The sequence below is a fragment of the Hoeflea sp. AS60 genome, from assembly GCF_038900115.1.
In the GTDB taxonomy this organism is placed as follows: Bacteria; Pseudomonadota; Alphaproteobacteria; order Rhizobiales; family Rhizobiaceae; genus Hoeflea.
The window spans coordinates 128,550-141,583 of sequence record NZ_JBBMQP010000005.1; the positions used below are offsets into that span (position 1 = coordinate 128,550).

13 protein-coding genes are annotated in these 13,034 nt (G+C 57.4%); 6 read left to right on the plus strand and 7 right to left on the minus strand.

Annotated features, from left to right (window positions below; genetic code table 11):
- Positions 1 to 138: 138 nt before the first annotated feature.
- Complete coding sequence (locus WNZ14_RS21855) at positions 139 to 312, plus strand: hypothetical protein (RefSeq protein ID WP_342870809.1); 174 nt, start codon at positions 139 to 141, stop codon at positions 310 to 312.
- A gap of 154 nt (positions 313 to 466) precedes the next feature.
- On the opposite strand, the gene WNZ14_RS21860 is transcribed toward WNZ14_RS21855, so the two are convergent.
- The 4 genes from WNZ14_RS21860 to WNZ14_RS21875 all read right to left on the minus strand — a co-directional run bounded on the left by WNZ14_RS21860 (position 467) and on the right by WNZ14_RS21875 (position 4,197).
- Entirely contained in the window at positions 467 to 1,354 is an 888-nt protein-coding gene (locus tag WNZ14_RS21860) for a 50S ribosomal protein L11 methyltransferase (protein WP_342870810.1), read from the minus strand.
- Entirely contained in the window at positions 1,351 to 3,249 is a 1,899-nt protein-coding gene (locus WNZ14_RS21865; RefSeq protein WP_342870811.1) for a sodium:proton antiporter, read from the minus strand. The genes WNZ14_RS21860 and WNZ14_RS21865 overlap by 4 nt, the downstream gene beginning before the upstream one ends.
- 80 nt (positions 3,250 to 3,329) lie before the next feature.
- Complete coding sequence (locus WNZ14_RS21870) at positions 3,330 to 3,929, minus strand: SCO family protein (protein ID WP_342870812.1); 600 nt, start codon at positions 3,927 to 3,929, stop codon at positions 3,330 to 3,332.
- Between the two features lie 76 nt (positions 3,930 to 4,005).
- Positions 4,006 to 4,197: a hypothetical protein gene (locus WNZ14_RS21875; protein WP_342870813.1), complete on the minus strand. Its 192-nt coding sequence runs from the start codon at positions 4,195 to 4,197 to the stop codon at positions 4,006 to 4,008.
- Between the two features lie 277 nt (positions 4,198 to 4,474).
- On the opposite strand from WNZ14_RS21875, the gene WNZ14_RS21880 reads away from it, so the two are divergent.
- The 3 genes from WNZ14_RS21880 (at position 4,475) to WNZ14_RS21890 (ending at position 6,784) form a co-directional block, all read left to right on the plus strand.
- Positions 4,475 to 4,993 carry a CreA family protein gene (locus tag WNZ14_RS21880; RefSeq protein WP_342870814.1) on the plus strand — a complete coding sequence of 173 codons (519 nt, stop codon included), beginning with the start codon at positions 4,475 to 4,477 and terminating at the stop codon, positions 4,991 to 4,993.
- Between the two features lie 217 nt (positions 4,994 to 5,210).
- On the plus strand, positions 5,211 to 5,924 hold the full coding sequence (locus WNZ14_RS21885; protein WP_342870815.1) for a hypothetical protein: 714 nt from the start codon (positions 5,211 to 5,213) through the stop codon (positions 5,922 to 5,924).
- A gap of 2 nt (positions 5,925 to 5,926) precedes the next feature.
- Complete coding sequence (locus WNZ14_RS21890; RefSeq protein ID WP_342870816.1) at positions 5,927 to 6,784, plus strand: hypothetical protein; 858 nt, start codon at positions 5,927 to 5,929, stop codon at positions 6,782 to 6,784.
- On the opposite strand, the gene ggt is transcribed toward WNZ14_RS21890, so the two are convergent.
- Positions 6,684 to 8,414: a gamma-glutamyltransferase gene (gene ggt / locus WNZ14_RS21895; RefSeq protein ID WP_342870817.1), complete on the minus strand. Its 1,731-nt coding sequence runs from the start codon at positions 8,412 to 8,414 to the stop codon at positions 6,684 to 6,686. The genes WNZ14_RS21890 and ggt overlap by 101 nt on opposite strands.
- A 224-nt stretch (positions 8,415 to 8,638) precedes the next feature.
- Between ggt and WNZ14_RS21900 the strand changes: the two genes are divergently transcribed.
- Positions 8,639 to 9,340 (plus strand): zinc metallopeptidase, encoded by a 702-nt coding sequence (locus tag WNZ14_RS21900; protein ID WP_342870818.1) that lies wholly within the window; start codon positions 8,639 to 8,641, stop codon positions 9,338 to 9,340.
- Between the two features lie 115 nt (positions 9,341 to 9,455).
- Positions 9,456 to 10,241: an MBL fold metallo-hydrolase gene (locus tag WNZ14_RS21905; protein WP_342870819.1), complete on the plus strand. Its 786-nt coding sequence runs from the start codon at positions 9,456 to 9,458 to the stop codon at positions 10,239 to 10,241.
- 547 nt (positions 10,242 to 10,788) lie between these two features.
- Here the strand turns inward: WNZ14_RS21905 and WNZ14_RS21910 are convergent.
- Both WNZ14_RS21910 and WNZ14_RS21915 read right to left on the minus strand, forming a co-directional pair.
- Positions 10,789 to 11,943, minus strand: coding sequence for a hypothetical protein (locus tag WNZ14_RS21910; protein WP_342870820.1), 1,155 nt, complete (start codon positions 11,941 to 11,943; stop codon positions 10,789 to 10,791).
- Positions 11,936 to 12,394, minus strand: a complete 459-nt coding sequence (locus WNZ14_RS21915) for a hypothetical protein (RefSeq protein WP_342870821.1) — start codon at positions 12,392 to 12,394, stop codon at positions 11,936 to 11,938. Before WNZ14_RS21915 ends, WNZ14_RS21910 begins: the two co-directional genes overlap by 8 nt.
- Between the last annotated feature and the right edge of the window lie 640 nt (positions 12,395 to 13,034).

Sequence of the window (13,034 nt, forward strand, 5' to 3'; positions counted from 1 at the left end):
ATACGCATTGGTCGGCGTTCAGCTATGCATCAGTTTCATAGCTGCACTGCAACATAAGCTCTGCACATTCTCGCGGAAGTGACTATCTTCTGATTGCAGGAGGACAGAAACAATCACTTACCCAAAGGGGATTACCACATGTCCGTCAATTTCTTTCAGAACGCCTTCGACCGGCTCGTCAGTGCCCGTGAACGTCAGGTTCGCCGTTATGTAAATGGTGCCCTGCTGGCGATGGATGACACGCAGCTCAAGTCGATCGGCCGCACCCGCGAAGAACTTCAGCGCGAAGGCGCCCAGGCCTACTTCTTCTAAGCTATCCACACCGCGCCATGATGGCGCCCTGGATCAGCACCGAATGCGAACGGCTCCCTTGGGGGCCGTTTTTTGTTGTGGCTATTTGCCCGTCTGGCCCAGTCATTTGAGGGGCTGGTCACTTGAGGCGGGCTGGTGACTTGAGGTGGCCCCGTCACTTAAGGTGAATTGTCACCCAGCCATTGCGCCACAGGGTTTCGACATGGCGCATGCCCTGGCCATTGTAGGCGGCGAGTACCTGCCAGCGCTGGCTTGCCAGAATGCCTGACAGGATCACCGAGCCGCCGGGGGCAAGATTGCGCTTGATATCAGGCGCCATGCGCATCAACGGCCGCGCAAGGATATTGGCGATGATCAGCCCGAAGGGGCCGGCCTCGCCGAACGCGGTGGAATGAAACCCGGTCGCGGTGACGCAACGGATCTGCTCGCTCGCGCGGTTATGGCGAACATTCTCGCGGGCCACGCGAGTGGCGACGGGATCGATGTCGGTGGCCAGAACCTTAACCGGGCCGAGCATGGCGGCGGCGATGGCGAGAACACCCGAGCCTGTTCCCAGATCAAGCACCGGCCCCACAGCGCGCGGACGGTTGAGGCGGGCGCGCATCACCGTCTCGATCATTTCAAGGCAGCCCGCGGTTGTGCCGTGGTGGCCGGTGCCAAAGGCCTGGCCGGCTTCCAGTTCAATCGCCAGATCATGGGTGCGCACGGCATCGCGGTCATGGGCGCCATGCACCATGAACCGACCGGCCCGGACAGGTTTGAGGCCTTCGAGTGATTTGGCAATCCAGTCGGTGTCGCCAAAGACCTCCAGTTCGATCGTCGCATCGGGGAATTCGCCTGCAACGCAGTCACGGATGCGGTCTCTGAGCGTGTCATCCGGGTTGCCCGGGGCGTAGATCGAAACTTCCCAGATCTCTTTTTCTTCATCTATCTCCATGGTGGCGACAGGCAGGCCTTCGTCTTCGAAAAAACTGTCGAGCCGATCGAGGCCACGCTTGGCGCCGGCTTCGTCTGTACGGAAATAGTATCTGTGGTCGCTCACTTGAGGTTCTTTCCTTCGTCGCTCGCCGCCTTGCTGGCGGCCGTCGCTTCTGCCTTGCTGGCAGCTGTTTCTTCCGCCTTGCGGGCGGTCTTGCTGGCGGCTTCTGCCCGGGCCTCGTCCTTGGGCAACGCGAAACTCAGGATCCGGTCGTTCGTGCCCGGAGAGTTGGCCGCGGTGGAGGCAAACACGATCGATCCTGACGGCTTGATCCACAGCAGGATCAGCGCACCCTCGGGGCGGGAGCCCTCATAGTCTTCCCAGCTGAACTCGTCGGTCAGGCGGGTGAGCTGGAAGGTCCAGCCATTGAGCAGCTTCTCGCGCAAATCGAGAAAGCTGACCGGTTCCTTGGTCAGCGAGCGTCCACCCAGCGTGAAGCTCAGCGCCTGACGCGCCTTCTCGTCAATGCGACCGATCTGGTAGACGTGGCTGCGACCCAGTTCAGGGCCGAAATCGGTGCACACAAGCGCATTGTAGGCGTCGTTGTCACCGGTGGCGATCAGGTTCGAAAAGCGCTTGGGGTCGATGCTGTGGTGGGCGGATTCGGACAGCACTTCGCCGAAATAGACCGGAATGTTGGCCAGACGCGCTTCAGTCAGATGGTTCCAGTTCTGGTCGGCCAGCATGACCGGAACCTCGGCTTCCTTGAGCTTGCTCGCAAACGCTGTTGACCAGCGTGATCCTCCCACGACGAGGATGCCGGGTTTGGTTGCCTTCTTGAGCTTGAGGAAGCTTGCCAGCGGCCCCAGCGTAAAGCCGTGCAGCACGATTGTTGTGACGACGACGGCAAAGGTGAAGGCCACCATCCGGCCGGCGTCCTCGACGCCAACATCGGCGAGCAGTGTTCCGAACAGGCCGGAGACGGCAACGGCCACGACGCCGCGCGGAGCAATCCATGCACTGAGCAGCCGCTCCTGGATGGTGGCGCCCGAGCGGATCGTGGCGAGCATGATCGCAACCGGCCTGATGACCAGCAGCAGGGCGGCGACAAACAGCGCCGCACGCCAGTCAAGCGAGCGGATCTCGTCCAGGCTCAGCGAGGCGGTGAGGATTATGAAGACGCCTGATACCAGAAGCGTGGTGATGGTTTCCTTGAAGCGGCGCATGTCAGTGAGCGAAGCGATACGGCTGTTGGCAAGCACCATCCCCATCACCGTGACGGTGAGCAGGCCTGCTTCTTCCAGCACCAGGTTGTTCGCGGCATAGACCCCCACCACGGCGGCCAGCAGCACCGGGGCCTTGAGATATTCGGGCACATGGCCGCGGACGAACGACCAGACAATCAGCTTTGCGGCGAGCCAGCCGCCGCCGATAGCCGCACCGAAGCCAACAATCACCAGCACGACCAGATTGTCGGCCTGGTGCAGCCCGGCATAAACAAGAATGATTTCGAAGGCGACGACGGCGAACAGTGCGCCGATCGGGTCGTTGACGATCGCCTCCCAGCGCAACAGCGAGGCAGGACGGGCATCAAGCTGGGCCTGGCGCAGAAGCGGCATAATCACCGTCGGGCCGGTGACCACCAGGATAGCGCCCAGAACAATTGCCGTCGGCCAGCTCAACCCGCCAATATGGTGGGCGGCAAATGCGGCCATGCCCCAGGTCAGCGGCCCCGCATACATGATGATGCGGCGGACAGCGGTCGAGGTTTCGCGGATTTCCTTGAAGTTGAGCGTCAGCCCGCCTTCAAACAGGATGATCGCGACTGCGATCGACACCATCGGCCGGTAGACCGAGCCAAAATCGGCGGCGGGGTCGAGAAATCCCGTGGCCGGGCCGGCGACAAATCCTGCCACAAGCAGCAGCACGATCGCTGGCAGTTGCAGCCGCCATGCGAACCATTGCGCGGCAATACCCGCTACGCCGATCACGGCAAGTTTGAGAACGATGTCGTCCATGCCAGTCCCCTGTCGTGCCGCCCCCGGGCCGGCTATGCTGCGGGTAAACCAATCCCTTGAGGGATTGTTCCCAAGCTGGATCAGCTTTTCAGCAGATTCTCAAGCTTGGTCACTGCAATCTCCGGGTTTTCACCCCAGGCAATGGTGCCCTTGAAGCGACCTTCCGCGTCAAGCAGGAACACCGATGCCGTGTGGTCCATGGTGTAGTCGCCGTCGGGATTTTTGGGGTCGGTGGGCACCTTCTTGGCGTAGATGTTGAAGCCCCTGATGACGTCCTCGACCTTTTCCGGTGCACCAGAAATGCCGACGATGCGGTCGCTGACGCCCGACACATAGGATCCCATCATCTCCGGTGTATCGCGTTCCGGATCGACGGTAACGAAATAGGCGCCGATCTTGTCGCCATCGGGGTCTACCTGTTTCAGCCAGCCGTCGAGTTCGAAAAGGGTGGTGGGACAGATCTCCGGGCAATGGGTAAAGCCAAAAAACACAGCCGTCGGGCGACCGCGGAAGGCGGCCTGGGTGATCGGGCTGCCTGACTGGTCGACAAGCTCGAACGGCACGCCATAGGGTTTGCCGGCGAGTTCGTTTTCGGTCCGCTGCCATTCATAGGTGAGCCAGCCAAGCGACACCGCCATGACGGCGATAATGACCCAGAGGACAAGGCGTATGGCTTTCATGAAATTCTCCAGTGAGGCTGCCGTTTGCGGTCCGCCGCTGTCAGGCGCGGCGGGAAACGACATCAGCGTTATCTGTTCAGAGACACCAGGCGAGACCGCTGGCGCCGAGCGCATTCAGGATCGCCGGCCCGTTTGCCTGCCAGGCAGCAAAGGCCGCCCCGGAGGCCATCGCTGCGGCAATGAGGCCCAGGGCGAGCGGCAACATTCCACCGACCGGCATCGGTTGAGGCAGCCTTGATTGGGGTTCGGGCGCGGGTGCACTGGTCATAGGCTCTATCTAAGGCCGATCATGTCCAAATGGAAGTGGTTTGATCGGTCGGAATGGTCGCATCAATCAGGTAGAGGTGCGGGCGATTCTGCGTGCCCAAAGGCAGTAGTGCCAGTGCCTTGCGCAGACAATCGCGGCCGTTTCGCCATCTGACTTGCCGCGGCTCACCGGGGCATCTTTCAATTGTCATGCTCAGGGTCCATATCAAAGACATCATATTTATCGGTGACATGCCGGGGAACCTACCATCCCCTTGCGCGTTCATCGGGCAAGGAGAATGTTCATGATCAGCAAATCAATCCGTTCCACGCTTTGTGCAGGGCTCGTTGCCGCAAGCTGCCTGGCATCACCGCTTTATGCCACTGCGGCACTGGCTGATCAGGTCGGCGAAGTCGGCGTCGACTGGCTCGGCAATGATATTCTGATTGATGCGGTTGCCGATCCCAAGGTCAAGGGCGTGACCTGCCATGTGGCCTATTTCGATCGCGGCATCATCGACCGGCTTCAGAAAGGCAACTGGTTCGAGGACCCGTCGAATGCCTCCATCGCCTGCCGCCAGACCGGCCCGATCAGCATCGGCGACATCGATCTCGATGAAAACGGCGACGTCGTCTTCAAGGAATCGCGCTCGCTGGTGTTCAAATCACTGGTGGTCAACCGGATCTACGACAAGGAAAACGACACGCTGATCTACCTGATCAATTCACAGCAGGTCCAGGACGGCTCCGCCAAGATGGCGATCTCCACCGTGCCGCTCTACGGCCAGGAAGTGGTTTGGGAGAACGGCAAGCCGTAAGGGGGCGGGATCAAGGCGGGTTCCAGCCGCGCTAGCCATCAGTCATCCACTTGGCTGTTTCCCCCGAATTTCAGGGTTGCGCGCTGTTGCATTCGGTGTTCGTGTTCCGGTTGCAACGGATGGGCGGTTTCATGAGTCGGCTGGAAGAACATACTATTACGGTGTGGGGGATTCTGGGCACAGAAGGCTTTGACGGCTGTCCGGTAGAGCCAGCCGCATGACGTTTCTTTTAAAGCTGCTGGGCTGGATTGTCGGGCTGGTCGTCGCTGCGATCGTTGTGCTGCTGCTCTATCCGAGGTTTGGCACGCCGGTCTATGACTGGCATCAGGAAATGACCATCGTGATCGACACGCCCGATGGGCCGGTGTCCGGCTCGAGCGTCAGCGCGGTGCGCTGGAAAGAGCACGCCATCAAGGCGCAGGGGATGGGCTGGAGCCTGAAGGTGACCGGCGAGGCGGTGGTTGTTGATCTGAGGCCTTCCGCGTCAAGTCCGCGCTATCTGTTCGCCCTCATGAAAGGCGCGGGCACGGAAGAATATATGGGGTCGGTGGCCGCAGCCAGCCTTTCGGGCCGCAAGGGCCGGGTGATTGACGAGGCCCTGTTCGCGCAGATTAAAAACCGGCAAGGCGCTGCGGCAAAGCCCATTGCCGTGCCGTCCATTCAATACCCGCTGCTGGTGACCTTCGGTGACATCGAGGATCCGGCGAGCGTGAAGCAGGTGAACCCGGACAATCTCGCCTCAAGCTTCGGCCCGGGCTACACGCTCACCTCGATCACGCTTGCGATCACCGATGAGCCGGTGACAAACGGCCGGGTGGAGGCGGTGCTGCCTTGCCTCAAAGAGGACGAGGTCTGCATTCCGCTCAATAAGGCACTGCCATACGGTAACCCTATGAGATTTCTTCCAAATTACGTAATTAGGAGCAAGTGACAATGTCGACAGAAATTTCCAGTGATCTGTTTCTTGCCATCCTTTCAATGGATTCCTACAATCGAGGTTATGATGCCGGGATTGTGTTAAACGGGTCAGCCATCGGTAACGCAACGATAGAAACAGATTCTGAGGAGGTTTTTTATGAGGAAGGTCAAGCCCCAGGTGCTTTGAGCAGTGCCGCCGCCGCCGGCTTCTACGCGTCGGCCTACACGCTCACCGCCGACGTTGACACTCTGAGTGCCGGCACCATCGTCATCTCCTATCGCGGCACCGACAATTACTCCCAGTTGAACGGCAATGATGTCCTCAATGGCTGGATAACCGGCGTGGGCGCGACCTCCGGCCAGATCGAGTTTGCGGGCGAATTCTATAACGCGGTCAAGGCCGCCAATCCGACGGCCAATATTGTCTTCACCGGCCATTCGCTTGGCGGCGGATTGGCCGGCTTCATGGCCAGTACTTTGGGCAAAGAGGCGTATGTCTATGACAATATGCAGCTTGATCGCCCGGTGGCGGCTGACCATGTCGGCCCATCCCGAGCGCAGCGACGAGATCTCGACGCCGGTGGCGTGGAGAATGCGCACTGCCTCGCTTATATGACGGCAGGTGCGGCGGCTGGCGGTTGCGGCGATATGGGCAAACAAGCCGGAAAACACCGCCGCCGGCCTTTTGGTATTGGCCTCGGCCAGCGTGGTTCGGGCGACGCAGCGCCCGCCCGCATGATAAAGCCGCGACTGCTGGCTCGAAAGCCCGCCCTCAATACCCCACAGTCGCCGATCCCGTCCGCCTCGGGTCCGATGCCCCGAGCAGCAGGCCTTTCTCGGCGTCGACATGGATCGACTGGGTCGAACCCATGACGGTTCCCACCGCAATCGTGTGGCCCTTGGCTTCGAGTGCCGCCACCGTGTCGCGCGACAGGCCGCCTTCTTCGACGCGGATTTCGTCAGGCAGCCATTGGTGGTGGATGCGCGACGCGTTGGTGGCTTCGGCGACGTTCATTCCGTGGTCGATCATGTTGGAGATCACCTGCAGCGTGGTGGTGATGATGCGCGAGCCGCCGGGGCTGCCGGTGACGAGGAACGGCTTGCCGTCTTTCAGCACAATCGTCGGGCTCATTGAGGACAGCGGCCGTTTGCGAGGCGCCACCGCATTGGCTTCGCCGCCGATCAGGCCATAGGCGTTGGGTACGCCGGGCTTGGCGGAAAAATCATCCATCTCGTTGTTGAGCAGTACGCCAGTTCCCGCCGCCGTCATGCCCGAACCATAGGAAAAATTCAGCGTGTAGGTGTTGGACACCGCGTTGCCGTCCTTGTCCACGATGGAGAAATGCGTGGTCTGGTCGCTCTCATAGGGCGTCAGCGTGCCGGGCTTGATCGTTGACGAGGGCGTGGCGCGGTTGAGGCTGATGCCCTCGCGGATTTTTTCCGCATAGTCCTTCGAGGTGAGTGCTGCGACCGGCACATCGGTGAAATCCGGGTCGCCGAGATATTCCGAACGGTCGGCATAGGCGCGCTTCATGGCTTCCGCCATCAGATGGATGGTGTCGGAGGAATTGTGCCCGAGAAAGCCGATCGGATAGCCTTCCATCACATTGAGGATCTCGATGATATGGGTGCCGCCCGAGCTTGGCGGTGGCATAGAGACAATCTCGTAGCCCCGGTAGCTGCCGCTGACCGGTTCGCGCAGCACGGCCTTGTAACCCGCCAGATCTTCCAGGCTCATCGAGCCGCCGGCCTCTTTCACGGACGCCGAGATCGCTTCCGCCACAGGGCCCTTGTAAAAACCGTCAGGCCCTTCGGCTGCGATCTCCTTCAAGGTTGCCGCCAGCTCCGGCTGTTTGAGCACATCGCCGGGCTCATAGAAGCTGCCGTCTTCCTTGTAGAAGATCGCAGCCGAGGCCGGCCAGGTCTTCAGCCGCTTTTCCAGCGCCTTGAGACTGTCGGCCAGATCAGCAGTCACCGTGATGCCGTCTTCGGCAAGTCTGATCGCCGGAGCCGCGGCCTGAGCCAGCGTCATGGTGCCAAAGGCCTCGAGCGCCAGCTGCATGCCGGCCACTGTGCCGGGTACGCCGACTGCCAGACCTGAAAAACGCGACAGATTGCTGTCGGCATTGCCGTCGGCATCGAGATACATGTCGCGTGTCGCACTGGCGGGCGCCATCTCGCGGTAGTCGATCGCCTTGGTCTCGCCGGTCTTGGCGTCATGCACCATCATGAAGCCACCGCCGCCCAGGTTTCCGGCCCGGGGCAGGGTGACCGCCAGCGCCAGCGCCACGGCAACCCCCGCATCCACCGCATTGCCGCCATCCTTAATCACCTGAAGCCCCACGTCTGCAGCAACCGCCTCCTGCACCGAAACCATCGCCGATTTCGCCCAGACGGGATGGACGGCATCCATGCCGCTGTAGATCGCCGCTTCCTGCGCGGAGGCAGCGAAGGGGGCAAGTGCAATGGTGGCCGAGGCGAGGGCGGCGAGGGGGCGGATCATCGGCGGTCCTTTCAAGACTGTCAGCGCTTTCGCCTGTTTGGCTTGGCACCCTGACAAGATATTAGCTTATCGAAGGCCACATTGGCGTTGACGTCAACCCGGATATGCGCAGGTCGTCCGTTAGCATTCGTTGCGATGTGACAATGCCGCATCGCGGACGACACGTCCCGCCCTTTATCAAAAGCACCCCGCACCCTATCTAAGTCTCATGATCAACTCATTCCTTGACAGCGCCTGACATGGCCATCCTTGGTATTCTCGGTTTCCTGGTGGTGCTTGCGGCCATCTACGCGCCGCAATACTGGGTCGGCCACACCATGCGCCGCCATAGCGCTCATCGTCCGGATTTTCCGGGCACGGGCGGTGAGATGGCGAAGCATCTGGTCGAGCGGTTCGAGCTTGAAGGTGTTCGCGTCGAGGCGACTGAGGCGGGCGATCATTATGATCCGGAAGCCCGCGTGGTGCGCCTGTCAAAAGCCAATTTCGATGGCGCGAGCCTCACCGCTGTCGCTGTCGCCGCGCACGAGGTCGGGCACGCGCTGCAGCATCATCGCGGTGAACGCGGGCTCAAGCTGCGACAGTCGCTGGCAGGCTTTGCCATGGCAACCGACAAGATCGCCTCGATCTTCTTCATCGCCGCCCCCATACTGGCGCTGGTGCTGCGCTCGCCTCTGGCCTTTCTCGGTCTCGCCGTCATCGGCGTTGGCCTGCTTGCTGTCCGCATTCTGGTTCACCTGGTCACCCTGCCGGTTGAATATGACGCCAGCTTCAACAAGGCGCTGCCGATCCTGCGCGAGGGCGGCTATCTCGCTGACGAGGACCTCGCCGGCGCGCGCAGCGTGCTCAAGGCCGCTGCACTCACCTATGTCGCCGCAGCCCTTATGAGCCTGCTCAATCTGGCGCGGTGGGTGCGGATCTTGCGGTGAGCTGTGCCGGTTTGCCAGAGATGCAGGAAACCTTGAAATTTCGCCGCCGTGATGCATCTGACATGATCTCAACAGTGCCAATCAACCAGACACAGTGAAGTCAAAGGAGAATGTCATGACGACCAGACGCAACTTCATCATCGGTGGCAGCGCCGCCTTGGGAGCAGTCACTCTTCTGCCATCGCTTGGCATGGCCGCAGCCCATGCAGCGAGTTTCAATCTGATGGACGGCAAGATCGTGATCCATCCGGTCGAGCACGCCTCCTTTGTCATGGAAACGCCGGCAGGCACGGTCTATGTCGACCCGGTCGGCGAGGCTTCGCAGTATGAGGGGATGGCCAAGCCGGACATGATCCTGATCACCCACCGGCACGGCGACCACTACAATGCCGATCTGCTCGCAGCACTCGCCGCGGTGCCGATCCTGACCAACGCCGATGTGAAAGACATGATGCCCGAGGATCTGCAGGCGCGCACGGAAGTGATCGCCCCGGGCGGCAGCACGACCATGATGGGCATCGAAATTGGGGCTATTCCATCGTACAACATCTCCGCCGACCGGCTCGACTTTCATCCGAAGGACCGTGGCGACCTCGGCTTTGTACTGAGCATCGACGGCACCCGCGTCTACATCTCCGGCGACACCGAAGGCACACCGGAAATGCGGGCGCTTGAAAACATCGATCTCGCCTTCGTGTGCATGAACCTGCCGTTTACAATGGCGGCCGAACAGGCAGCTGACGCGGTGGCCGAATTCGCGCCCGCCATGGCCATTCCCTATCACTACCGCGGCCGCGACGGCGGAACCCAAGACCCGGAAGCGTTTGCAAAGATGCTCAGCGATGCCGGCAGCTCGACCGAAGTCAAGCTGCACGACTGGTACAACGGCACACTGAGCTGATCGTTTGACGGACTAAGGTGCTATCGGCCGCCGCTCATCAGACATGATGATCGGCGGCCGAACATTGAATGGACCACGGGCGGCAGTTCCCGCGCTCGGAGCGTGCTCAGGGCCGCAGCGCGTACTTTTGTCTCGCCGCAGTGATGAGCGTTCGGATCTCGCGCTGAAGACTAACGCGTCCTGCGTGGAGGCTGCGAGGTGAGCGGGTCATTTGGGCGGCGCATGCTTCCGGCTGGTATGGGCGTATAACTGCCTTTCGCTGCAGATGCGCATTAATGGAAGCTATGCGGACAAATCTGCCTTTACCGTGCTCGTTGCGAATGACTGGTTTGAGCAAGTAAGATAGGTCTACTATGGAGCGAGTACCTTCATTTGAGACGCATAAGCGGCTCATTTTAGCCTGCTATCGCTTATCTTCTTCGTATTCACCTCCGGCGTCCTTGACCTCATCTAAAGTTGCATTTTGATTAAAGTACTCTTATTGATTGTAAGCAAACTCGATTTGTCTCATGTTGATCATCCAGGTTGGCATGATTTCTGACAAAAATTACGCTTTCGAGCATGACTTTATTGCTGACAATGACTCTAGAATTTTCTCGCCGTAGTAGTCATTCTGTGTTTCACTCGGCACGCTCATGTCTTGTACATTCCCAACGTTTTGAGCAGATAGCAGAAATGAATAATTCAGCACGATGTCAATATCGTTTTCTGACGCCCCGAAAGTTGCTTTCAGAGTAATCTGAGTCGCCTCGCGTTTACTGGGAAACCATGCTGAAGGTTTGAACTTCTTATCTAGTGTTAGGATACCTCGCCCCCCCCACTCTTCCTCAACAACAAAAGTATTGTCAGAGTTTCTTACAAACCCACTGTTTGATTTTTCCAATGCTGATTCTAGATTGCCGAACACCGCCTCGATTGTGTCTTTTGTTGAGTTTTCAGAATTGGATATACAAGATAGCCTAACTGCCTCCTCAAACATGTACCCTCCATTGTAATATCCGTAGATAAATCTGACAAAGGGCATATCGTCGATCACAGCAAAAATTGCTGTACATCGACTAGCAAATGGATCGGTTGGCTTGAATGACAGCCAACAAAATTGCAACGATTTGTTGACCCGTTTGGACTGGGGATGCGTTACATCTGCAATAAAGAAGCCAAATTCATCCACCTTGCTTTGAGCACTGTGATAACGATATATGCTTTGGATTAACTTTAAGACTTCAGCAGACTTTTTATTTCTATCAGAACTCAGCCATTTGTAATAATATGGTGAAGCCCAGCGGCTATCAATTGGACTGTAATCGTCCAAATGTGATTCAAATTGATCTATGTTTCGCCAGAATTTTTTTTCACGAAATTTCGCTTCTCCAAACGGCAATTTAAATCCACCAATCTCCATCAGTAGATTTTCTGGAAGTACTGGAATCAACGATTCAACCTGTATAATGCCTTGGTCGTCGAAACATCTCTGTTCAACGACTCGCATATGGCAGTGAATTTTCGTTCCTTTTGGCTCATGTGGGGGGTAAGGATCGCCATCCAATGTCAATCCTTGAAAACTCTTCAAGATGTCTTCCGCTAGTTCAATGGTGCCAAAAGTTGCTTTAGATTGCTCCTTGATCTTTACAATTTTTGAATAGGCGGGTGATGTAAATATCAGCAAAAAAGCAGTAATTATTAGAATAACTCTTCTAGTCATTGGATTTGGCTCCTTGAAAAATCCATGCTGTTACTATCGATGCAGTGGCTGCGAAAAGACCCAAAATAATTGTAAACCAATCTGTAAGTTGAGAGAATGACATACCTTCGCCTGGCGGATTGTCAGGAAAATTTGAAGCGCTGAATGCAAAGATTATTGCGCAGAATAAAGATGAAAATATCAAAAAAGGAGATATTGATAGAATATATAGTAGTTTTATTCTTACACCAGAAATATCTAGTAATTCACTACTCTTTGAAATCAAATAATATGCACTTTGGCCAATGTAGCCAATGAATACTGGCGTTATTTGCTTAACCACCGAAATCGACTGATCATAGTCTAGCGGAAATCCAAGCGATGTCGCTAATATAAAAAAGGCTGTTATGGATAAGAATAGGAATAAGCTTGAAATTGTGATGAACAATCTCGCAAAATTAATATGTTTCAATTGTAGCTCCCGAGCAGAAAATATCATTTTTGGCAATAGATCATAATGTGTCTATTGTGTCACTTCGCTGAAAATAACGGGGGTAAGGCTCAGTTTCACAAAGAGACCGGAATTACCGAAAGCGACTGGTACGGAAAGCTGTGGCTCCGTTGGAATGACGTCGTGGCCGATGCGGGATTGGTGCCAAACGAGATGCAGGCAGGCATTTCGAATGAACATGTTTTGGATAGGTACGCGGAGGCCTGTCGCCACTGCGGCAAACCTCCTTCAAAAGCTGAACTACGCTTTTACGTACAGAAAACTCACGGTTTCATCAGTCCGAACACTTTTGCTAATCATTTTGGGAGTAGGGACGCAGTTATCTCTGCACTGAGAGATCGTGCCGTAGAGCGAGGTGAGCACGACCTCATTGCAATCCTGCCCGAGGTTAGTTCCCCACAGGTTTCTCAAGATGAAGCCCGCTTAACCACGATGCGAGATGGCTGGGTTTATCTTCTGTAATCGCGCAAACACTTCAAAATTGGCCGCAGCGACGAGCTAGAAAAGCGCGTTAATGGTGAGTGTGAACCGCACCGGATTTACCGGAGACCGTTTGGTTTAAGTTATGCGGCCATGGCTGCTTCGTCCAGCATGGCGTAGT